This window comes from Dietzia sp. HMSC21D01, assembly GCF_001815995.1.
GTDB classification, from domain to species: domain Bacteria; phylum Actinomycetota; class Actinomycetes; order Mycobacteriales; family Mycobacteriaceae; genus Dietzia; species Dietzia cinnamea.
This window is the reverse complement of sequence record NZ_KV823892.1, coordinates 24598-46321: the sequence shown is the minus strand read 5'-3', so window position 1 is coordinate 46321 and position 21724 is coordinate 24598. Positions and strand designations below refer to the sequence as shown.

The window sequence follows — 21724 nt, the reverse complement described above, 5'->3', positions numbered from 1 at the left end:
GGCCGGAGCGCGGGACGCGGCCCCCGGCGAACGTCATTCGCCGCGGGCCGCCGGAGGGCTGGACGGGAGCGGGGGGGTCAGCTCCCGAGCGAGCCCATGCTGAGCGATCCGCCGCCGCCGTTGTCGTCGTCATCGTCGACGTCCTCGAAGCCGGCGAACGCGTACCACTGGTCGTCCTGCTGACAGGTGAACAGGGCGGCCGCGTCGAAGTCGGTCCGCTCCCCGCTCGGGACGCTCAGAGTGGCGGTCCAGTTCTCTGTCTCGCCGGACAGGACGGTGAATCCGTCGACGGTGCCGTAGTGACCGGCGAGACGCGCGCGATCCTGACCCTGCTGGATGGCGTCGAGTTCGACGGCCGCGGGATCACCGAGGCCGAGGGTCCCATCCCGATCCGACGGCGTCGGGAGCGTGGCGCCGCGGCGGGCCGGATAGCGTGACGGGTGTGAACCAGTCGAACCACCCCGAGCCGTTCTCACCTGCGCCCCCGGCCCCGGCGACGCCCTCGGCGGCGGCGACGGCCACCCCACGCGGCCGGGTTCTGGCCTGGGGGATGTGGGACTGGGGGTCGGCGGCGTTCAACGCGGTGATCGTGACCTTCGTCTTCTCCGTCTATCTCACCGACTCGGTGGGCGCGGACCTCGACGGACCGCTGTCGGCCGCGACGTGGCTGTCGATTTCCGTCGCCGTCGCCGGGCTGGTCATCGCGCTCACCGCGCCGGTGATGGGGCAGCGCGCCGACCGCGGCGGTCGGCGTCGACGGTCGCTCGCGATCTGGACCTACGCAACGGTGCTGCTCACCGCGCTGATGTTCCTCGTCGACGCGGACGCCCCGTACCCGTGGTTCTTCATCGGGCTCGCCCTGCTGGCGATCGGATCGATCACCTTCGAGTTCGCCGAAGTGTCGTACTTCGCGATGCTGCGCCAGGTCTCGACTCCCGCCACAGTCGGCCGGGTGTCCGGCTTCGGATGGGCGATGGGCTACTTCGGCGGGATCTTTCTGCTGCTCGGGGCGTTCCTGGGCTTCATCGCCGGCGACGGCCCCGACCGCGGGCTGCTCGGCGTCACCACCGATGGAGGCATGAACGTCCGCCTGGTGTGCCTCCTGGCCGCCGTGTGGTTCGCGCTCTTCGCGCTGCCGGTGCTGCGGGCGGTGCCGGAGCACCGCCCGGCCGCTGCCCGTGGGGCCGCAGGTGAGGTCGACGACGACGAGCCCGGCTTCCTCGCGTCGTACCGCATTCTCTGGGCCGATCTGAAACGCCTGTGGCAGCGGGATCCGCGCACCGTGAAGTTTCTCGTCGCGAGCGCGATCTTCCGGGACGGACTGGCCGGGGTGTTCACCTTCGGGGCGATCCTGGCCGTGACGGTCTACGGGTTGGCGCCCGGGGACGTTCTCATCTTCGGCGTGGCCGCCAACGTGGTGGCGGCGTCGGGGGCGGCGGCCGCGGGCCGGGTCGACGACAGGGTCGGCCCCAAGGCGGTGATCATCGGCTCGCTCGTGGCGATGATCGCGACCATGACCGTCCTGCTGTTCGTCGACGGCCTCGACGTGTTCTGGGTCTTCGGTCTGCTCATGTGCCTGTTCGTGGGGCCGGCGCAGTCGGCGTCGCGGTCGTTCCTGGCCCGGCTGGCGCCGGCGGGCAGCGACGGTCAGATGTTCGGCCTCTACGCCACCACCGGGCGCGCGGTCTCGTTCCTCGCCCCTGCCCTGTTCGGGCTGTTCACGTGGGCCTTCTCCGCCGACCGCGCGGGCATCGCGGGGATCGGGCTGGTACTGCTGGTGGGGCTGCTCCTGCTGCTGCCGGTGCGCACCCCGAGCCGCGCCGAGGCGGAGAGCACCTGGGAGGACGCGAAGCCCGCAGGCTGAAAGGGCTGGGGAGTGCGGTCAGAGCCGGCCGGCGTTCAGCAGGTCCAGCACCGCGGCGGCGTCGTCGACGATCTCCGCGAACCCGGCGGCGCGGAACTCGGAGTCGCCGATCCCGCCGGTACGCACCGCCACCGAGCGGATGCCGAGCTTGGTCGCCGCGATCGCGTCCCACGTCGCGTCGCCGACCATCACCGCGTCGGCGGCGTCGACGCCCGAGCGCTCCAGTGCGATCGCCACGATGGTCGGATCGGGTTTGGCCTGGTCGACGTCCTCGCCCGTCGTCACCGCATCCACGTAGTCGTCGATGTCGAGTACCTCGCGGGCCCTGGAGAACTCCGACGGCGGCGCGGACGTGGCCAGCACCGTGATCCACCCCTGTTCCTTGGCGCCGCGCACGAGTTCGCGGGCTCCGGGAAGCAGGCGTAACGCCTCGGCTTCGCCCGCGTAGTACTCACTGTGCAGGTCCTTGGCCCGGCCCGCGATGCGGTCGCGCTTCTCGTCGTCGTCGATCCCCGCGATATCCAGCAGTTCCTCCACGATCGTCGAACCGTCCTTGCCGATGCGGCGGTGGACGTCCACGAACGGCACCGGCGCACCGGCCTCGACGAGAGCGCGGACCCAGGTCCAGACATGCACGTAGGTCGAATCCACGAGGGTGCCGTCGACGTCGAGGAGGAGAGCGCGCTGGGTAGTCATGTGTTCGACGGTGCCGCGCCCCGCGCCGGGCGGCAACCGCTTGGGGGTGTGGGGAGCCAGGCACGTGCGGCGGCGTCGATCCGACGCGGGGACCGGTGGCATTGCGGGACGGCCGCGCGCACGATCGATAGGCATGACGCGATTCGGATACACCCTCATGACCGAACAGTCCGGCCCCAAGGAACTTGTGCGCTACGCGGCCAAGGCCGAGCAGGCGGGGTTCGACTTCGAGGTGGCCTCGGACCACTATTTCCCCTGGCTCAGCTCGCAGGGGCACGCGCCGTACGCGTGGAGCGTGCTCGGAGCGGTCGCGCACGTCACCGAACGGGTCGACCTCTGCACCTACGTGACCTGCCCGATCCTGCGCTACCACCCGGCCGTGGTGGCGCAGAAGGCCGCGACGATGCAGATCATGTCCGACGGTCGTTTCATGCTCGGCATCGGCGCGGGGGAGAACCTCAACGAGCACGTCGTGGGGCAGCGCTGGCCGTCGGTCGACGAGCGCCACGAGATGACCGTGGAGGCGCTCGAGATCATCCGCGCGCTCTTCGACGGCGGCCTAGTCACATACTCCGGCGAGCATTTCCGCGTGGACTCCGCCCGCCTGTGGGACCTGCCGGAAAAGCGCGTGCCGATCGGCGTGGCAGCCGGCGGCGAGAAGGCGCTCGCGCGCTTCGGTCCGCTCGGCGACCACCTCATCGCCACCGAGCCTGAGAGCAGCTACATCGAGAAGTGGAACGCTCTGGATGGGCAGCCCCCGATCGGTGACGGCGCCCGCGCGATCGCGCAGATTCCCATCAGCTGGGATCCCGACTCGGAGTCCGCCGCCGTCGAGCGCGCGCACGACCAGTTCCGCTGGTTCGCCGGGGGCTGGGCCATGAACTCCGACCTGCCCACCACCGCCGGGTTCGCCGCCGCCACCCAGTTCGTGCGGCCCGAGGACGTGGGGGAGCAGATCGCCTGCGGGCCCGATCTCGACGCGATCGTGGAGAAGGTCCGGCCCTACTGGGAGGCCGGGTACACCGACATCGCGCTGATCCAGATCGGCGACTCCACCCTCGACCGGTTCCTCGAGGAGGCGGCCGAGCCGCTGCTCTCGCGGCTGCGAGAGGCCGCGGGCTATAGAAAGTGAGGCCCGCCCCGCCGACGTCGGGGAGGCTAAATGGGGAGCACGGCGCGCACCCGGTGGAGCGGCGCGAGGTGACGGTGAGGACCCCCTTCCCGGGGCCCGGCGGCCGCTACGCTGTGGAACTGGCCCTGCGGGCCGGGCCGCGGAAGCGTGCTGGCCCGGTACGTGTGGGAGTTCACGTACCGGGGCCGGGTGGCGCTGCTGCACCTGAGGGATGACGGCCTGGTGACCGAGGAGTTCATCGCCCTGGGTGCCAGAACAGACAGAACCGCGGAGGAGGACACCCGGCTCGAGGTCCTGGAATCGGAGATGGCGGACCGGCTGCTCTCCCGGCCCGTGGGGCAGACCTATGAGGAGATCGCCTGACCTGTTCTGCCGGGACCTGCGATCAGGCCCCACCGGCCAGCCTCGGCACGCAGCCGGTGGAGCTTGAGTCCCGCGTGCACCTCGAATGCCCGGGGCTGCGCACGCCAGCCCGGGCCGAGGAGGCGTGCGATCCGGCCGGCGCGTTGGGTAATGGTGTTGGGATGGACGTCGAGCTCGGCGGCCGCCGCGCGAACCCCTCCGGCGTGGTCAAGGAGGGCCAGCGCGGTGGCGGCAAGGACGGTCCCGTGGCGGTTGTCGCTGTCGAGCAGCGGCCCGGCCTGGGCGCGGATGAAGTCGTCGAGGTCTTCGGCGGTGGGGTCGGTGAACAGCATGGAAAACACCCCGAACTGCTCGACCCGCACCACCTCGCCGGCGTAGCCGAGGGCACGCGCGAGGTGCAGCGACCGGAGGGTGCGGGTGAACTCGGGACGAATGGTCTCGAGTTCTTCCACGGCACGGCTGAGCACCACGATCCCGCCGAGTTCTTCGGACAGCGTGGTGGCCAGCGTCGCCAGCGAGTCGCTGCGCCCGGCGGGGGCGAGAACCACCGCGACCTCGTCCACGACGGCGGCAATCCCGCTGTGCCGCACCGTCCACCGCGTCAGCCGCCGTTCGAGCGAGGGGTCGCCGGAGTCGCACAGCAGGATCCGCAGCCCGTCAGGACCGATTCCGGAGCGATGTAGCTTACGGCGCAGCTCGGGTGACGACGACGACGAGACGAGCTTCCGGACTACTTCGGTCGCGGTCCGCCGCTCGGCGTCAGCAAGAGCCTGGGTGGACAGCTGGCACAGTGCGACCGCCTGTGAGGTCCACTGGAGCAACCGCGCCGTCGCAGGGTCCTCGAGGGCCTGTGGTCGGGCGACGAGGTGGCCGAGCGCGCGACTGTAGGCGACCACGTCGATCACCGCCCACCGGCGGCGGCCTACCTGCACCTCGCGCAGTTCCGGGCGCGGCAGCTCGCCGCGCGGGGCGGCGAGAACGGACGGCTCGGGCAGGTTCCAGGAGACGGCGGGGGTAGAGGTCGGCGGGGTGCTCGCGACCACCGCGGAGCCGGTGGCCCGGTCGACGTAGGCGACGTCGGTCGCGGCCTCCTCGCAGACGGCGGCGAGGACCTCGGAGACGCCGGCGCCGTCGAGGACCACCGAGTTGAGGCGGGCGTGGAGGCGGGACTGGCGCTCCTCCTCTGCCCGCTTGGACTCGCTCCGTTCGGCGGCTACCGAGACTTCCCGCAGAGCACGTTCGCGGCGTTCGTCCAGCTCGGCGTTCTGTAGCGCGATGGCCGCGTGGCGGGCCAGCGCGGAGAGGAGGAACACCTCGTCGTCGGAGAACTTCTCTTCATGGGTGCGGGCAGCGAACAGTAGGCCGGTGATCCGGCCGTCCACCACCAGGGGAGTGGCCAGGAGGGTGGAGATCTGCTGGCGGGCGAGCAGTTCGGCGTAGTCGGCCGGGGTGTCCGCCGGGCGGGCCGTGGCATAGTCCGCGACCTGGTAGGGCTGGCCGGTCTGCAGGACCACGCCGCCCACCCCGAGGCCGGGGGAGACCGGGATACCGAGGAACTCAGGGGCGAGGTCGCCGCTCCACGCCCTGATCGCATAGGAGCTCGGCTCGGCGGCGGCCGCGACAGAGGTGGCTCCGGCGCCGGCCGGGGAACCGGGCCCATCCGGTGCCGGGACTGCCGCCGGCTCGGGGGTGTTGAGGTAGACGTAATCGCAGTTCAGCAGGCGGCGAGCACGCGAGGTGATCTCCCTGAGCACCGCGTCGACGTTGTGGACGGCCACGAGCTCGCCCGTGGACTCGATCACTTCGAGCAGGCGCGCGGCCCGGCGTCGTTCCGTCCGGACCGTCGCCCGCGCCGCGTGGGCGGCGGCCCGGATCCGCGCGGCTACCTCCGAGTCCAGCCCGGCCTCGACCGCCCGCAGACGGGCGTCGAACTCCTCGCCGGGGATCACCTCGGCCAACCCGGAGAGTAAACCGGTGATGGCGGACGGGTGTACAGCACTAGCGTCGCCGTGTGTGGAGATCACAATAATCACCGTACGGGAGGGCTCTCATCACATTGTCGTCTTGTGATCACGGTCATAAGGTCGCCTCTACGAGCGTCGGGGTGTCGGTAACGAGGTCCCGGGCGCGAGCCCGTTTAACAGCGAAGGTGTGACTGACGACATGGTGAACAGCCGGATCCCCGGACTCAAGGACCTGACCCTCGACGAACGGCGGGAGATCGTCGCCGCCAACTCGCCGCTAGATGCGGACGACTTCGGCGCGTGGGACCCCGCCACGGCGCTGACGCTCGAGCAGGCCGACCACATGATCGAGAACGTGGTGGGCGTCCTGCCCATCCCGATCGGCTTCGCCGCCAACTTCACCATCAACGGCCGCGACGTGCTGGTGCCCATGGCCACCGAGGAACCCTCCGTGGTGGCCGCGGCCTCCAATGCCGCCCGCATCGCCCGCGCCTCGGGCGGCTTCACCACCAGCTCCTCTGCGCCGATCATGCGCGCCCAGGTGCAGATCGTGAACGTGGCAGACCCGCAGGCCGCCCGCCTGCGACTGTTCGAGGCCCGCGACGAACTCATCGCCGCCGCCAACGCCCAGGACCCCATGCTCGTCAGCCTCGGTGGCGGCGTGCGCGACATCGACGTGCAGCTCGTCGAGGCCGCCAGCCAGACCTACGTGGTGCTCCACCTCATCGTCGACGTCCGCGACGCCATGGGCGCCAACGCGGTCAATACCATGGCAGAGGCCATCGCCGCGCGCGTGGGCGAGCTGGCCCAGGGCCGCCCGGTCCTGCGGATTTTGTCCAACAAGGCCGACCTGCGCGTGGCCCGCGCCCGCGCCGTGTTCTCCGCCGAGCAGCTGGGTGGGGAGGAGATAGTCGACGACATCGTCCATGCCGCCGCACTGGCCAACGCCGACCCGTACCGCGCCGCCACCCACAACAAGGGCGCGACCAACGGGATCATCGCCGTGGTCCTGGCCACCGGTAACGATACCCGTGCCGTCGAGGCGGGCATCCACTCCCATGCCGTGCGCGAGGGTCGTTATACCGCGTTGACCCGGTTCGAGAAGGACGCCAGCGGCGATCTGGTGGCCTCGCTCGAGGTCCCCATGGCAGTGGGCCTGGTGGGTGGCGCGACCAAGGTGCACCCGGGCGCGCAGAAGGCCGTCAAAATGCTCGACGTGGCCACCGCGTCCGAGCTCGCCGAGGTGATCGTCGCCGTGGGCCTGGCCCAGAACGTCGCCGGCCTGCGCGTGCTCGCCACCGAGGGAGTCCAGCGCGGCCACATGTCGCTGCACGCGCGCAACGTCGCCGTCTCCGCCGGTGCCGTCACCCCGGAGGAGATCACCGAGGTGGCGGAGAAAATGGTGTCCGAGAAGGCTGTGCGCGCCGAGCGCGCCGCCGAGATCCTGGGAGAGGTGCGCGGAGATGGCAAGTAACCCCGAGACCCGGGGCTCGCACACGGGTGCGACCGCCGCGGACGGCGAGCCGGAACTGGTCAGCGTCTGGAACGAGACCGTCAGGACCCGTAACCTCGGATACTCCCTGCTCATCAGCGTCCCAGCGACGCTCATCGGCCTTCTCGTGGCCGAGAACCTACTCTCGCGGGTGATGGAGGACGCGGAGATCGCCAAGACCTACTCCCTGCTCATCGGCCTGGCGATCGTGGTGATCACCGCCGTGATCAACGCCCGCCTGTTCCCGCCGCAGCGGATCGTCACCACCGAGGAGCCCGGCGAGAGCACCACCTTCGAGGAGACCCTCCGCGAGCTCGCCGAGGAGCCCGGCGGACTGGGTGACACCTCCGCGGTGCCCGAGGAAGTTCGTCAGGAGATGCGCGAACTCGGTCTGTATGACGCGTTCGTGAGCGCCGAGCAGAACGTCGCCGCCCGGGCGGCCGACGAGCGTGCCGCAGAGGACGGTGACGCGCGATGATGCTCGTCCAGGATCTGCCCACCGCACTGCTGTGGGCATTGATCGCCGCTGTCGTCTTCGGCGCACTCGGCCTGGTCTCCGGTACCGACGAGACCGCCACCATCACGCCCATCACCCTGCTCGTGGTGCTCCTCGGCGTCCCGCCGGTGGGGATTTTCGCCTTCTTCATCGCAGCTGTGGTCTCCAAGCACCTCACCCACGCCATCCCCACCACGATGCTGGGGATCCCCGGCGACACCATGGCCATCCCCCTGTTGGAGGAGGCCAACTTCCTTCGCAGGCTCGGCGTGCCACACATAGCGCTCCGTAAGGCGATCAGCGGCGGCATCATCGCCGCCCTCATCTCCGTCCCGGTTTCCGTGGGCATCGCCGGGCTGCTCAGCCCGTTCGCCGACGCCGTCACCTCGGCCGCGCCGTGGATCTTCCTCGCCGCGACCGTACTCATCGCCTACTTCTCGCCGGCGCGCCTCGCCGGTGTGCTGGTGATCATCCCGTTCGTGATGCTCGTACTGGGGCTGCGTGCAATCGGCGCCGACTTCGGTGGGCAGACCCTCACCGTGAGCTTCTTCCTCGGCATCGCTGCGGGGCCGCTCATCCTGGATCTGCTGCTGGTTTCGTCGCCGGCCGGCCGGCGTGAGGCGCGTCGGGATCAGGTGGAGACGCGTCACATGTCGGTGTCGTCGGCCTCGTCGTCGTCGTACTTCCCCAACCCCCTCAAGATCCTCGACAAGCGCCAGGTGGCCCTCACCACGGCGGCGTCGGCGGTCTCGTCGAGCACGTTCGTGTTCAGCCCGGTCGCCATGACGGTGATGGTGGGCGAGGCTATCCGACGCTTCCCCAAGAACGCCTACCACCGCCTCACCACCCGCATGGCGGTGAAGAACGGCACCACCGAGTCGACCTACCTGGGTGAGACGCTCATCCCGCTGGTCGCGTTCGGCCTACCCCTGAGCCCGATGTCCGTGGGTCCGGCGGCGCCGCTCTTCAACGCCCCGCCGCGGTTCACCGTGGACACCGAGACGGGCGAGGTCACCAACCTCCACACCTTCATGACCAGCTGGGAGTTCCTCGTTTTCGGCCTGGTCGGCGTGCTGGTCGCGGCGATCGTCGTATACCCGCTGGCCATGAAGTTCGCCGCGCCCGCCGCGTCGTTCGTCATGCGCAAGGTCAGCCACGAGGCCGTGGTGGCTGCGTTCACCGCGCTCATCCTCATGGTGGCGGTGTGGGAGGGCGGCATCTACGGCGTCCTGGTGGTGGTGACCGTCGGCCTGGTCGGTGGCCTGCTCTCGCGCGCGTTCAAGCTCCACGCGGGCGTGCAGTTCATGGCCTTCTACGTGGCCCTGCTCACCGTGCCGGCGATCCTCGCCCTGTTCTGATCCACCGCGCCCGGGGACCCTTGCGCCGGGTCCCCGGGCGACCTGTTCAAGAAAGGACCCGACCCATGACAGTGCGTATCGCCAACTGCAGCGGCTTCCTCGGCGACCGCCGGACCGGCCCCCGCGAGATGCTCGAGGGCGGCCCGGTCGACTACCTCACCGGCGACTGGCTGGCAGAGCTCACCATGAGCATTCTCGCCAAGCAGCGCAGCCGCGACCCCGAGGCCGGCTTCCCGACGTCGTTCGTGGACCAGATCTCCGACGTCCTGGCCCTGTGTCGCGAGAGGGGCGTGAAGATCATCGCCAATGCCGGCGGCGTCAACCCGGGCGGGTGCGCTGCCGCGGTGGCCGCCGCGGCCGCCGAGCGCGGCGTCGAGGTGAGGATCGCCGTGGTCGACGGCGACGATGTGGTGGACCGCGTCGAGGCGCTGCAGGCCGACGGCTGGGCCGCCGAGCACCTCGACACCGGTCGGCCCTTCGCCGAGACCGGGCTGACCCCCGCCGTGGTCAACGTGTACCTGGGCGCCTGGGGCATCGTCGAGGCCCTCCGGGCCGGCGCGGACGTGGTGATCACCGGCCGCGTGTCCGACGCTTCGCCGATCGTGGCCGCAGCCGCTGCCCACCACGGCTGGACGCCCGCCGACCTGGACCAGATCGCGGGTGGCGTGGTGGCCGGGCATCTCATCGAGTGCAGCGCCCAGGTCACCGGAGGCAACTACTCGTTCTTCGATGAGATCGAACGGCCCGAGCACCCGGGCTTCCCGATCGCGGAGATCGAGGCCGACGGCTCGTGCGTCATCACCAAGCACGCCGGCACCGGCGGAGCGGTGACGCGCGAGAGCGTGATCGCGCAGCTGCTGTACGAGATAAACGGTCCCGACTACGCCAACCCCGACGTCCTGGCGCGTTTCGATCGCCTCGAGGTGGAGCAGGCGGGACCCGACCGCGTCCGCGTGAGCGGGGCGTTCGGTGAGGTCGTGCCCGCTTCGCTCAAAGCTGGCATCGTGGCCGACCACGGTTGGTCGGCCGAGATGTCGGTGCTGATCACCGGCGACCGGCGCCGCGCCAAGGCTGACTACTGCCTGCGCCAGCTGTGGGCCGAGTTCCCTCGCGGGCGCGAGTCGTTCGACGACGTGGTGGTCAATCTCATCGGCGAGGAGGTCGATAACCCGGCCACGCTCGACCAGGGCACGAGCATCCTGCGGATCGCCGTGGCTGACGCCGACCATGCCCTGGTCAACCGATTCCCGCGGGCGCTCGTGGAGATCCTGCTGGGCGGTTTCCCGGGTATGGCACTCACCTCGCCCCCGAATCGGGCGCGCCAGCGTCAGTTGTTCTGGCCCACGCTTCTCGATGCCCGGCTGGTGCCCGAGCGGGTGACATTCGAGGGCCGGACGTGGCTGGTCGAGCGCACCGCCGAGGCCGCCCCCGCCGAACAGACCCCGCTGCCAGTCGTGGGTACCGGCGCGGCGACGAGGGGCGACGACGACAACTACGCATCCTCCGTCGAGCACTCGGAACTGGTGTCCGTCCCGCTGGGCAGGATTGCCGGCAGCCGTTCCGGAGACAAGGGCGGCAACGCCACGGTGGGGATCTGGGCGTTGACCGACGAGGCGTACGCGTTCCTCACCGACTGGTGGACGCACGAGAACGTTGCTGGTCTGCTGCCGCCAGAGGAGTATTCGGGGCTGCGGCTGTGGGCCATCCCGAGCCTGCGCGCCCTCGGGGTGACCGTCACCGGCTGGCTCGGTCTGGGCACCGCGAGCAACGTGGCCCTGGATACCCAGGCGAAGGGACTCGGCGAATTCCTGCGGGCTCGCCACGTGCAGGTGCCGCAGGCGGTGCTGGACAGCATCGACCCGCGCTGACACGCGCTATCGAGAAGGGCGCCCCGCACATTTCCCGGAAGTGTGCGGGGCGCTCTTGTCGTGAACACGGTCGCGGACGCACTCGGTGAACTACGGCAGAAGAAGTTTGGGCAAAGAGTGAGCACGGCGACCGGTTGAGGTGCGGTCGCCGCGCCGGAAATGCGCTCTGACCTGGGCGCCCCCGAGAGGATTCGAACCCCTGACCAGCCGGGTAGAAACCGGATGCTCTATCCACTGAGCTACGGAGGCCTACGACACACCGCGAGTGCGTCGCCGGGAGAATGGTAGCCGATCCGGGGGGTGGTCCAGGCACCGGCGAATCGGCCCGGGGACGACCGGGTTCTTACGATGGTGGTCATGACGCCGTCGAAGACCGCTCCAGCCACCACCGGGCGGTTCGGAACCCGCAGTATCGTCCTGCTCGTCCTGCTCCTCGCGGCGGTGGCGGCCGCAGTGGTCATTCCGCTCTCCGCGCTGTCGCGGGACGTCGCGCTGGAGCTGGTGGGCGTGCCCGACCCGGGCGTGTTCACCACGGCCGGACTGCCGGCGCTGCGGTCCATCGGCGAACTACTCGCGTCGGTGGCGGTGGGTGCAGCCCTGTTCGCGGCGTTCTTCACCCCGCCGCAGAAGGACAAGACGCTCGATGTGGACGGCTACCGCATGCAGCAGATCTCATCCTGGGCCAACATCGCCTGGGCGGTCGCGGCGGCGCTGCTCATCCCGCTGACCCTCTCCGACGTCTCCGGGCGCACGTTCTTCCAGTCGCTGCCGCCGGACCAGTGGCTGGTGGCGATCAACCAGATCGACGTGGCGTCCTCGTGGCGGTGGGCCGCGATCATCGCGCTCGTCGCCGGGATCGGGCAGCGACTCACGCTGAGCTGGCGCTGGTCGGTCATCTGGCTCGCCGTCACCGCGCTCTCGCTGCTACCGGTGGCCGCCACGGGCCACGCCTCGGGTAGCACCGCGCACGACATCGCCACCAACTCGCTGATCATCCACCTGTTCGGTGCCGCGTTCTACATCGGCGGGCTCGTCGCGGTGATCGCCCACACGTGGGTCGGCGGCACGCGGGTGGCCCTGGCCCTGCGTCGCTACTCGGCGGTGGCGACGGTGGCGATCATCGCGCTGGGCCTCTCGGGCGTCATCAACGCGGTCGTGCGCCTGCACCCCGCCGATCTGTTCACCTCCACCTACGGGCTACTGGTGGTGTGCAAGGCGCTCGTGCTGTGCCTGCTCGCCCTGTTCGGCCTGGCGGTGCGCCGCCGGGTCATCAACCGGATCGAGTCCAAGGGCGCCAACGCCCCGGTGGACCGCGCGACGATGCTGCGGATCATCCTCACCGAGTCCGTCATCATGGCGGGCACCATCGGACTGTCCGTATCACTGGGTCGAACCCCGCCGCCGGCGCCGCTGTACGTGCCCACCCGCCAGGAGGCGCTGCTCGGCTTCGAGCTGCCCGGCCCGTTCGGATTCGGCACCGTGTTCGGCACGTGGCGCTTCGACCTGGTGTTGGGCCTGGCCGCGGTAATCCTGCTGGGCCTGTACCTGTGGGGGCTGTTCACCCTGCGCCGGCGCGGTGACTCGTGGCCGGCCGGCCGCACCGCCTTCTGGGTGTCCGGCTGCGTGATCCTCTTCCTCACGACCAGTTCGGGCATGGGGATGTTCATGATGGCCGACTTCGCCAGCCACATGGTGGGCCACATGATCATCTCGATGCTCGTGCCGGTCCTGCTCGCGCTGGGCGGCCCGTTCACACTCGCGCTACGGGCGCTGCCGGCGGCCGGTCGGGGCAACCCGCCGGGACCGCGCGAGTGGCTGGTCGAGTTCATCAACAGCCCCATCTCGCGTTTCCTCACCCACCCGATCGTCGCGTCGGTGCAGTTCGTGGCCGGCTTCTACATCATCTACTTCGGCGGGTTCTACGAGACGCTGGCCTCCGAGCACCTGGGCCACATGTTCATGAACGTCCACTTCCTCATCAGTGGCTACCTGTTCTACTGGGTGATCATCGGCGTGGACGCGGCGCCGCGGCACTTCTCGCCGATGTACAAGCTCATGGTGCTGCTCAGCTCGCTGCCGTTCCACGCGTTTTTCGGCATCCTGCTCATGAACTACCCCACGGTGCTGGCGGAGGGCTGGTACTCGGGCATCGGCCTGCCGTGGATCCCGGACCTGCTGCAGAGCCAGCGGGTCGGCGGCGGCGTCGCCTGGGCGATGGGGGAGATCCCGCTGGTGATCGTCATGCTGGCCCTGGCGTGGCAGTGGTACCAGAGCGACATGCGCGAGGCGCGGCGCGGGGAGCGGCAGGCCGACCGGGACGACGACGCCGAGCTCAGGGCCTATAACGAGATGCTCGCGGAGATGTCCCGTGCGGACCGCCGGCGCTGAGGTCGCGCACCTCGTCGTCGTCGACCCCCTTCTCTCCACACCCCGCCCCCTCTCCACAGGGTGACCACCGCGCGCGGTGGGAACGAGGGGTGACGACGACGAGGTGGGGCACTCTGCAGAGCACGAGGCCGGCGCACGGTCGGCCGAGCGTGACAGGAGTGAGCCCATGAACGAAGCCCAGACCACAGTCCGCGGAACCGTGATCACCAACCCCACCACCCGGCGCGTCGGCGACGACCAGGTGTTCTCCTTCCGGGTGGCCAGCAACACCCGCTACCAGGACCGGACGTCGGGGGAGTGGAAGACCGGCGGCACGCTGTACTTCTCGGCCAACTGCTGGGGCCGGCTCGCGCAGCGGGCGTCCGGGTCGATCTGCAAGGGCGACGGCGTGATCGTCCACGGCCGGTTGCTCACCAACGAGTACGAGCGCGACGGTCACCTCATGCGCGATCTGGAGATGCGGGTCAGCGCGCTGGGCCCGGACCTGTCCCGAATGGACGTCACCGTGCGCCGGGCCAAGCCGGACGCGCCCGGGGAGGGGGCGACCGACGGCGGCGAGTCGGGTCTGCGCGGCCTGTCCGAGGAGGACGAGGACGCGATGGAGATCGGGTCGCACGACCTCGACGCGGCGGGGGCGGTACCGGCCGGCGACGGCGAGTTCGTGGGGGTCGCCGGCGGGTAGACGCACCGGGGGAGGGGGCGGCGTCCGCCGGGGACGCCGGGGCCGCGGGCGGACACGTAACATGGGGGTCGTGCCCGCGGCCCGCCCGCGGTGATGTGACCTATTTGTGCAGGTGAGAGGGTAGAATGGCCGAGTTCATATACACCATGAAGAAGGTTCGTAAGGCGCACGGGGACAAGGTGATCCTCGACGACGTCACGATGGCCTTCTACCCCGGTGCGAAGATCGGCGTGGTCGGCCCCAACGGCGCCGGTAAGTCCTCGATCCTCAAGATCATGGCCGGCCTGGACCAGCCGTCCAACGGCGAGGCATTCCTCGACCCCGAGGCCACGGTCGGGATCCTCCTGCAGGAGCCCGAGCTCGACCCGGACAAGACCGTCAAGGAGAACGTCGAGGACGGCCTCGGCGAGACCATGGTCAAGCTGCGGCGGTACAACGAGGTCGCCGAGGAGATGGCGACCAACTACACCGATGAGCTCATGGAGGAGATGGGCGTCCTCCAGGAGTACCTGGACGCGGTCGACGCCTGGGAGGTCGACTCGCAGATCGAGCAGGCGATGGACGCGCTCCGCTGCCCGCCGGGTGACGCGCCGGTCACCAACCTGTCCGGTGGCGAGATCCGCCGCGTCGCGCTGTGCAAGCTGCTGCTGAGCAAGCCCGACCTGCTGCTGCTCGACGAGCCCACCAACCACCTCGACGCCGAGAGCGTGCTGTGGCTCGAGCAGCACCTCGCCAGCTACCCCGGCGCCGTCATGGCCGTCACGCACGACCGGTACTTCCTCGACCACGTCGCCCAGTGGATCTGTGAGGTCGACCGCGGCAAGCTGCACCCCTACGAGGGCAACTACTCCACCTACCTGGAGAAGAAGGCCGAGCGGCTCGAGGTCCAGGGCAAGAAGGACCAGAAGCTGCAGAAGCGCCTCAAGGCCGAGCTCGAGTGGGTGCGCTCCGGCGCCAAGGCCCGCCAGTCCAAGTCCAAGGCCCGACTGGCCAAGTACGAGGAGATGGCGGCCGAGGCCGAGAAGCACAGGAAGCTGGACTTCGAGGAGATCCAGATCCCGACCCCGCCGCGCCTCGGCAACGTGGTGGTCGAGGTCAACGACCTCCAGAAGGGCTTCGACGACCGGATCCTCATCAAGGACCTGTCCTTCACGCTGCCCCGCAACGGCATCGTCGGCGTGATCGGCCCCAACGGTGTCGGTAAGACGACGCTGTTCAAGACCATCGTCGGACTGGAGGAGCCGGACGCCGGCACCGTCCGGATCGGCGACACCGTCAAGCTCAGCTACGTCGACCAGAACCGTGCCAACATCGATCCCGAGAAGTCGGTGTGGGAAGTCGTCTCGGACGGCCTGGATTTCATCGAGGTCGGCCAGAACGAGATGCCCTCGCGCGCCTACCTCAGCGCGTTCGGCTTCAAGGGTCCGGACCAGCAGAAGAAGGCCGGCGTCCTCTCCGGTGGAGAGCGCAACCGCCTCAACCTGGCGCTGACCCTCAAGGTCGGCGGCAACCTGATCCTGCTGGACGAGCCCACCAACGACCTGGACACAGAGACCCTCGGCAGCCTCGAGAACGCCCTCGAGGAGTTCCCCGGTTGTGCCGTGGTCATCTCGCACGACCGCTGGTTCCTCGACCGCACCTGTACCCACATCCTCGCCTGGGAGGGCAACGTCGCCGAGGGCCAGTGGTACTGGTACGAGGGCAACTTCGAGGGCTACGAGAAGAACAAGATCGAGCGTCTCGGCCCCGAGGCGGCCCGCCCCAGCCGGGTCACCCACCGCAAGCTCACCCGGGGCTGACACGGATGGCGACCCCGACCACCCACGACACGGGCACCGCTCCGGCTCCGGCCGAGAGCGGTGCGCCGGGCGCCGTGCACCGGGTCCGCATCCCGTTGCGGATCTCAGACTTCGTGGGCTCGCACGTCAACAACGTGCGGTTCCAGGAGTTCTCCCAGGACGCCCGGATGATGTTCTTCCGCGAGAAGTTCGACGTCGCGGGATCGCGGGTGCCGGTCGCGTTGGCGCGGTGGATGGAGATCGATTTCCGTCGCACCATCGCCATGGGCGTGCCCGAGGTGTGGGTCGACGTGCAGACGCTGCGCGTCGGCCGCACCTCGTACACGATGCGGACCTCGATCGGCTCGGAGTCCACGGGCCCCGAGCCGTGCGCGGTCGTCGACACCGTCATGGTGGTGACGGCGGCGGACGAGACCACCACGTTGGAGATCAATCCCGAGGAGCGCGCCGCGCTGCTCGGACACCGGGAGGAGGCGGGATGACATCACGCGACGCGACGGACGCCGGGACGTTCCGCTGCACCCTGCAGGTGCGGTGGGCGGACTTCGATCAGTACGGGCACGTCAACAACATCAAGTACATCGAGTACGCCCAGGAGGCGCGGATCCTGTTCATCCGCAGTCGCTTCGGGCCGTTCGGCCTCGGGAACCTCCCGCAGGTCGTCCGCCGGACCGAGATCGACCACCTGCGGCCCGTCCTGCGGGACTCCACGACCGTGGACGTGGAGATCGAGGTCGAGCACGTCGGCACCACCTCGTACCAGATCCGACAGACGATCTACGACGCCGCGGGCGAGATCTGCTGCACGCTGCGGGTCGTCATGGTCGCGTACGACACCTCCACCTCGTCGGCGGTGGAGATCCCCTCCGGGGTCCGGAATGTGCTGGAGGCCGCCCGGCAGCCGGCCGCGATCACCGACCAGGGGACGGCCGGGTGACCGACCAGCTCGTCTACGAGGCCGGCGGCCCGCTGGGCGTGTCGGGGGAGCCGGGACGTCGGGTGTATACCTCGGCGATGCCCGTCCGCTGGTCGGACCAGGACCTCTACCACCACGTGAACCACGCGCGGATGATCACCCTCATCGAGGAGGCGCGGATCCCGTGGCTCTTCTCCGAGGGGCTGCCGACCGCCACGCTCACCGCCGGCGCGGTGATGACCGACCTGGCGGTCAGGTACCGCGGCCAGATCCGCCACGCCGACGGGCCCATCCGTGTGCGGATGTGGTGCGAGAAGGTCGGCGGTGCTCTGTTCGTGGCGCGACACGAGGTCCGCGCGCGCACCACTCCGGACTCTGCGCCACCCGAGGTGGACTGCACCGCCACCATCGCCGCCTTCGACCTCGTCACCCAGCGACCCCGCCGGCTCACGCGCGACGAGCGCGGCTATCTCCTGGAGTTCCGGCACGGGGACGCGGCGTGACGGCGCCCGGGCCGATCCCGGCGCAGGGGGAGAGCGTGATCCGCATCCCGGATCCCGCCGACCGCGACGACCTGCGGACCCTCCTGCGTCGGCTCCTGCGGCTCGACGAGGCGGCCGTCGTCCGGCTCACCTCGAGCGGGGACCGGATGCGGGTGTGGGGCCGCACCCCCTTCGGCGCGCTCGTCGTCCGTGTCCTCGGCGGTTCGTGCCCCGGTGGCGACGTCGTCTGCGGCGCCGACCACCTGCTCACCGAGCTCGACGTCCTGCAGCGCGGCGACCTCGAGGGGCGCATCGACCCCGGCATGCCTCTGGTCTCCGCCTGGCAGGGGCTGCTGCCGCCCACGGACGGGTTCACCCGCGTCGAGGACGTGCCCGCGCAGGTGTTCCTCGACCTCACCGAGTCGGGGCGCGAGGCCGCGCGCGAGAACGCCGGCCCGGCCGGACTTCCGCCCTCGCTGCTCGACCAGGAGGCGCTGACCGTCCGCGCGGACACCGACCACCCCGTCGGCGTGGACATGCGCACGGTGTTCTCCGTGGTGATGTGCGGGTTCGTCCCGGAAAAGGCGGGCCGCGCCCCCGAGGGCGAGCCGGTCCGGGTGAGCGAACGCGGTGCCTGGCTGCGTCTGGACGCCCGCTACGGCACGGCGTTCCGCCGCACGGACGCCCTCACCCTCGAACCGCTGCGGTGACCTCCCCGGGCTTCTCGGTCTCGTGGCCGGGGCGCGGACGCGTCCCGGCCCCCGCCGAGCAGGGGCCGCCCCCACGGATCGAGGCGGTCTTCCCCGGCGAGCACGCCGGCGCCGTCCTCGTCGGCGACGGAGCGCGGATCGCCGAGTCCGCGGACGCCCTGGCCGGGCACGACCTCGCGCCCGCCGGCGCCGCTCAGCTCGTCTACCTCGACCCGCCGTACAACCGCGGCGGCAGGTTCGACTCGTACCACGACAACATGCCGCGCCTCGAGTGGCTCGACTACATCGAGAGCCGCCTCGTCGTCGCCCGCGACCTGCTCGCCGACACCGGGACCGTGTGGGTCCATCTCGACGACGCCGAGGCCCACCGCGTCCGCTGCCTGCTCGACGACATCTTCGGCGTCGACGCCTTCATCGCCGACCTCACGGTGGAGAGCAACCCCAAGGGCCGCCAGCTGGACCGGTTCTTCGCCGGGTCCCACGACCGACTCATGGTGTACGCCCGCGACCCCGAGCTCGTGCGGCTCGCCGGAGGCGTCGCCTCGGCGGTCGACCCCGCAGACTTCCCGCTCACGGACGGCGACGGCGTCAGCTTCAGGCTCCTGCCGCTGCGCAACACCAACAAGCGCTTCAACCCGCGCACCACGCCCACCATGACCTACCCGCTCTACGGCGATCCCGTGACCGGTGCCGTCTCCGTGGAGCCCGGCCCGGGCCTGGTCGAGATCCTCCCGGTGTTCGGCGACCTCACCCCGGCGGTGTGGCGCTGGTCGCGTGACCGGGCGCGCGAGCGCGTCGGGGACCTGGTGTGCCGCACCGTCCGGGGGCGCAGCGGCCCGCGCGTGGACGTGTACCAGCGCGACAGGTTCGAGCTGGGCCGCATCAAGAAGCTCAAGACGATCTGGCTGGCCCAGGAGGTCGGCTCCACCGACACCGCCCGCGCCGAGCTACGGGCGGCCGGGGTCGACGGGTTCCGCACGCCCAAGCCGGAGGCGCTGATGCGGCGGATCGTCGAGCTGGCCACCGAACCCGGCGAGCTGGTCGTGGATCTGTTCGCCGGATCGGGGACGACAGCGGTGGCCGCCCGCGGGCTGGGCCGACGGTGGGTGGTGGTCGAACGCAACCCCGACACCGTCCGCGACGTCCTGGTACCGAGGCTCCGGGCCGGTGACTAGCGGAGCATGAGGCTGCCGCCGTCGACCATCATCGTCTGCCCCGTCATGTAGGACGCGTCGTCGCTGGCCAGGAAGACGGCGACCCGCCCGATGTCGGATTCGGGGTCGCCGAACCGCCGCATGGGGGTGCCCGCGAGCAGCTTCTTCTCGATCCCCGGGTTCGCCTCGATATACGCCTCGACGCCCTCGGTGAGCGCGAGCGGTGAGATGACGTTGACGTTGATCCCGTCGCGCGCCCACTCGTTGGCGGCCACCCGGCTGATCGCGCGGATCGCCTCCTTGGCGGCGGCGTAGGACGCCTGGGTGGGGCTGCCGTCGATCCCGGCGCCGGAGGCGAAGTTGATCACCGAGCCGTCCCGCTCCGCCAGGTGCGGATGCGCGGCCTTCATGAGCCAGAACGTGGGGTAGAAGCCGGTGTTGAACGACAGGTCCATCATGCCGCCGGTGGTCTGCAACAGCGGGGCCTGACGAGAGGCGTGCGCGTTGTTGACCAGCACGTCGAGGTGGCCGAAGGCGTCGACGGCGGCGGCGACGATCTTCTCCGCGTTGGCCTCCACCGAGATGTCGGAGTTCAGATACCGCACCGCGTCTCCGAGTTCGGCGGCGAGCGCCTCCCCGGCCTCGTCGTTGATGTCCACCACCAGGACGCGGGCTCCCTCGGCGACGAACGCGCGCGTGATGCCGCGGCCGATGCCGCCGGCCCCTCCGGTCACGATGGCTGTCTTACCGGAAAGTCGCATATCCCGAACCCTTCACTGGTCAGCGCTGGAGCCACACGGCGGTGTCCGGTGGCAGTCTCCTCCCGTCGAGGGGGCCCGACGCGAGCACCACGTCACCGTCGGGCAGCTGCACCGCGTGACGCGTTGTATTGATCATGCACAGGACCGGGCCGTCCTCGCGCCAAAACAGTAGACACCCGTCAAGTTTGTCGTCCCACCCGACCGTCGAGGATCCCGCGGGAGGCCACGACCGCCGGATCTCGATCGCTCGCCGGTACAGCGCCAGCGTGGAATGGGGGTCGGCCTCCTGCGCTGCCACCGTCAGCGGCGCCCAGCCGTCGGGCATCGGCAGCCAGGTCCGCGGCGAGTCCGAGAACCCGTACGGCGGCCGGTCGCCGTCCCACGGGATGGGGACGCGGCAGTGGTCACGCCCCGTCTCGGCGTGGGCGGTGCGCTCCCAGGTCGGATCGGTGAGCCGATCGTGGGGGATGGAGTAGTCGCTGGGCAGGCCGAGTTCGGCGCCGTTGTAGACGAACGTGATGCCCGGCAGGGCGAGCGCGACGAGGAGCATGGCGCGGGCGCGCTCGGTGCCGATGGCGCCGTTGCCGTAGCGGGTTACCTCGCGCACGACGTCGTGGTTCGACAACGCCCATGTGGGGGCGGCGCCGGAGACGCGGGCGGCCTCGAGGGTGGAGTCGATCGCCTCCCGGATCGCCGCCGCCTCGAACGGGGCGCCCGTGAGGGCGAAGTGGAACGCGAAGTGCAGCTCGTCGGGCCGGAGGTAGCGCGCGAACCGCTCGACCGAGCCCACCCAGACCTCACCGAAGGCGGCGGTGCCGGGGTGGTCGTCGAGGACGCGCCGGATCCGTCGGTGGACATCGTGGACGCCGGGCTGGTCCCACCGTGCGTCACGGGTGTCGACGACGAGCTGCGCGATCTCCACGTCGTCGGGCAGGTCCGCCAGGTCGGCGGGTTTGGCGAGGCCGTGCGCGACGTCGATCCGGAACCCGTCCACTCCCAGGTCGAGCCAGAACCGCAGGGTGTGCTCGAGATCGTCGGCGACGTCCGGGTGCGACCAGTCGAGGTCCGGTTGTTCGGGGGCGAAGAGGTGGAGGTACCACTGCCCGGGCGTGCCGTCGGGCTCGGTGACGCGGGTCCAGGCGGGGCCGCCGAACACGGACGGCCAGTTATTGGGCGGCTCGGCGCCGTCCTCGCCGCGCCCGTCGCGGAAGTAGTAGCGTGCCCGCTCGGGGCTGCCCGGCCCGGCGGCGACCGCGGCGGCGAACCACGGGTGCTCCGCGCTGGTGTGGTTGGGCACGAGGTCCATGATGAGCACCATGCCCGCGGCGTGCAGTCGCTCCAGTAGCCGCTCGAGGGCGGCGACGTTCCCGAACAGCGGGTCCACGTCCCGTGGGTCCGAGACGTCGTATCCGTGGTCGGCGCCCGGCGAACGCATGATCGGCGAGAGCCAGATCCCGTCCACCCCGAGCGTCTCGAGGTGACCCACGCGGTCGAGGACGCCCTGCAGATCCCCCGTCCCGTCACCGTCGGAGTCGGCGAACGAGCGTGGGTAGATCTGGTACAGGACCATGTCGTCCCATGCTCGCCGGGCGTGCGCGG

20 protein-coding genes and 1 tRNA gene are annotated in these 21724 nt (G+C 70.3%); 15 read left to right on the top strand and 6 right to left on the bottom strand.

Going from position 1 to position 21724, the window contains the following annotated elements; all coding sequences use genetic code 11:
• Positions 1-77: 77 nt before the first annotated feature.
• Positions 78-476: a hypothetical protein gene (locus HMPREF3086_RS18485; protein ID WP_070721247.1), complete on the bottom strand. Its 399-nt coding sequence runs from the start codon at positions 474-476 to the stop codon at positions 78-80.
• A gap of 74 nt (positions 477-550) precedes the next feature.
• Here HMPREF3086_RS18485 and HMPREF3086_RS08040 point away from each other — a divergent pair, with 74 nt between their 5' ends.
• Positions 551-1864 carry an MFS transporter gene (locus HMPREF3086_RS08040; RefSeq protein WP_070721244.1) on the top strand — a complete coding sequence of 438 codons (1314 nt, stop codon included), beginning with the start codon at positions 551-553 and terminating at the stop codon, positions 1862-1864.
• A gap of 18 nt (positions 1865-1882) precedes the next feature.
• On the opposite strand, the gene HMPREF3086_RS08035 is transcribed toward HMPREF3086_RS08040, so the two are convergent.
• A complete protein-coding gene (locus HMPREF3086_RS08035) occupies positions 1883-2560 on the bottom strand; it encodes an HAD family hydrolase (RefSeq protein ID WP_070721241.1) in 678 nt (225 codons plus the stop codon).
• Positions 2561-2693: 133 nt separating this feature from the next.
• Here HMPREF3086_RS08035 and HMPREF3086_RS08030 point away from each other — a divergent pair, with 133 nt between their 5' ends.
• Positions 2694-3692: a TIGR03557 family F420-dependent LLM class oxidoreductase gene (locus tag HMPREF3086_RS08030; protein WP_070721238.1), complete on the top strand. Its 999-nt coding sequence runs from the start codon at positions 2694-2696 to the stop codon at positions 3690-3692.
• A 147-nt stretch (positions 3693-3839) separates the two neighbouring features.
• Complete coding sequence (locus HMPREF3086_RS08025; RefSeq protein ID WP_070721235.1) at positions 3840-4055, top strand: hypothetical protein; 216 nt, start codon at positions 3840-3842, stop codon at positions 4053-4055.
• Here HMPREF3086_RS08025 and HMPREF3086_RS08020 read toward each other — a convergent pair.
• A complete protein-coding gene (locus HMPREF3086_RS08020; protein ID WP_168169069.1) occupies positions 4037-6079 on the bottom strand; it encodes a helix-turn-helix domain-containing protein in 2043 nt (680 codons plus the stop codon). The genes HMPREF3086_RS08025 and HMPREF3086_RS08020 overlap by 19 nt on opposite strands.
• Before the next feature lie 127 nt (positions 6080-6206).
• Between HMPREF3086_RS08020 and HMPREF3086_RS08015 the strand changes: the two genes are divergently transcribed.
• The 4 genes from HMPREF3086_RS08015 to HMPREF3086_RS08000 all read left to right on the top strand — a co-directional run bounded on the left by HMPREF3086_RS08015 (position 6207) and on the right by HMPREF3086_RS08000 (position 11233).
• Positions 6207-7493, top strand: coding sequence for a hydroxymethylglutaryl-CoA reductase, degradative (locus tag HMPREF3086_RS08015; RefSeq protein ID WP_246830938.1), 1287 nt, complete (start codon positions 6207-6209; stop codon positions 7491-7493).
• Positions 7483-7989 (top strand): hypothetical protein, encoded by a 507-nt coding sequence (locus HMPREF3086_RS08010; protein WP_070721231.1) that lies wholly within the window; start codon positions 7483-7485, stop codon positions 7987-7989. The genes HMPREF3086_RS08015 and HMPREF3086_RS08010 overlap by 11 nt, the downstream gene beginning before the upstream one ends.
• Positions 7986-9365 carry a tripartite tricarboxylate transporter permease gene (locus HMPREF3086_RS08005; protein ID WP_070721226.1) on the top strand — a complete coding sequence of 460 codons (1380 nt, stop codon included), beginning with the start codon at positions 7986-7988 and terminating at the stop codon, positions 9363-9365. The genes HMPREF3086_RS08010 and HMPREF3086_RS08005 overlap by 4 nt, the downstream gene beginning before the upstream one ends.
• Before the next feature lie 65 nt (positions 9366-9430).
• Complete coding sequence (locus HMPREF3086_RS08000) at positions 9431-11233, top strand: acyclic terpene utilization AtuA family protein (RefSeq protein ID WP_070721223.1); 1803 nt, start codon at positions 9431-9433, stop codon at positions 11231-11233.
• Between the two features lie 176 nt (positions 11234-11409).
• On the opposite strand, the gene HMPREF3086_RS07995 is transcribed toward HMPREF3086_RS08000, so the two are convergent.
• A tRNA-Arg gene (locus HMPREF3086_RS07995) sits at positions 11410-11482 on the bottom strand.
• Positions 11483-11590: 108 nt separating this feature from the next.
• On the opposite strand from HMPREF3086_RS07995, the gene HMPREF3086_RS07990 reads away from it, so the two are divergent.
• The 8 genes from HMPREF3086_RS07990 to HMPREF3086_RS07955 all read left to right on the top strand — a co-directional run bounded on the left by HMPREF3086_RS07990 (position 11591) and on the right by HMPREF3086_RS07955 (position 19385).
• Positions 11591-13621, top strand: coding sequence for a bifunctional copper resistance protein CopD/cytochrome c oxidase assembly protein (locus HMPREF3086_RS07990; RefSeq protein ID WP_070721260.1), 2031 nt, complete (start codon positions 11591-11593; stop codon positions 13619-13621).
• A 166-nt stretch (positions 13622-13787) separates the two neighbouring features.
• Complete coding sequence (locus HMPREF3086_RS07985) at positions 13788-14303, top strand: single-stranded DNA-binding protein (protein ID WP_070721220.1); 516 nt, start codon at positions 13788-13790, stop codon at positions 14301-14303.
• A gap of 125 nt (positions 14304-14428) precedes the next feature.
• Positions 14429-16102, top strand: coding sequence for an energy-dependent translational throttle protein EttA (gene ettA / locus HMPREF3086_RS07980; RefSeq protein ID WP_070721217.1), 1674 nt, complete (start codon positions 14429-14431; stop codon positions 16100-16102).
• Positions 16103-16107: 5 nt separating this feature from the next.
• Positions 16108-16584: an acyl-CoA thioesterase gene (locus tag HMPREF3086_RS07975; protein ID WP_070721214.1), complete on the top strand. Its 477-nt coding sequence runs from the start codon at positions 16108-16110 to the stop codon at positions 16582-16584.
• Entirely contained in the window at positions 16581-17039 is a 459-nt protein-coding gene (locus tag HMPREF3086_RS07970) for an acyl-CoA thioesterase (protein WP_070721213.1), read from the top strand. The genes HMPREF3086_RS07975 and HMPREF3086_RS07970 overlap by 4 nt, the downstream gene beginning before the upstream one ends.
• A complete protein-coding gene (locus tag HMPREF3086_RS07965) occupies positions 17036-17521 on the top strand; it encodes an acyl-CoA thioesterase (protein ID WP_083324350.1) in 486 nt (161 codons plus the stop codon). The genes HMPREF3086_RS07970 and HMPREF3086_RS07965 overlap by 4 nt, the downstream gene beginning before the upstream one ends.
• On the top strand, positions 17518-18210 hold the full coding sequence (locus HMPREF3086_RS07960; RefSeq protein ID WP_061917288.1) for a DUF8185 domain-containing protein: 693 nt from the start codon (positions 17518-17520) through the stop codon (positions 18208-18210). The genes HMPREF3086_RS07965 and HMPREF3086_RS07960 overlap by 4 nt, the downstream gene beginning before the upstream one ends.
• Positions 18207-19385, top strand: a complete 1179-nt coding sequence (locus tag HMPREF3086_RS07955) for a site-specific DNA-methyltransferase (RefSeq protein ID WP_070721209.1) — start codon at positions 18207-18209, stop codon at positions 19383-19385. The genes HMPREF3086_RS07960 and HMPREF3086_RS07955 overlap by 4 nt, the downstream gene beginning before the upstream one ends.
• Here the strand turns inward: HMPREF3086_RS07955 and HMPREF3086_RS07950 are convergent.
• Together HMPREF3086_RS07950 and HMPREF3086_RS07945 are read right to left on the bottom strand one after the other, a co-directional pair.
• Positions 19382-20125 (bottom strand): SDR family NAD(P)-dependent oxidoreductase, encoded by a 744-nt coding sequence (locus HMPREF3086_RS07950; protein WP_070721207.1) that lies wholly within the window; start codon positions 20123-20125, stop codon positions 19382-19384. The two genes, HMPREF3086_RS07955 and HMPREF3086_RS07950, sit on opposite strands and share 4 nt — an antisense overlap.
• A 19-nt stretch (positions 20126-20144) precedes the next feature.
• Complete coding sequence (locus tag HMPREF3086_RS07945; protein ID WP_070721204.1) at positions 20145-21695, bottom strand: glycoside hydrolase family 13 protein; 1551 nt, start codon at positions 21693-21695, stop codon at positions 20145-20147.
• Between the last annotated feature and the right edge of the window lie 29 nt (positions 21696-21724).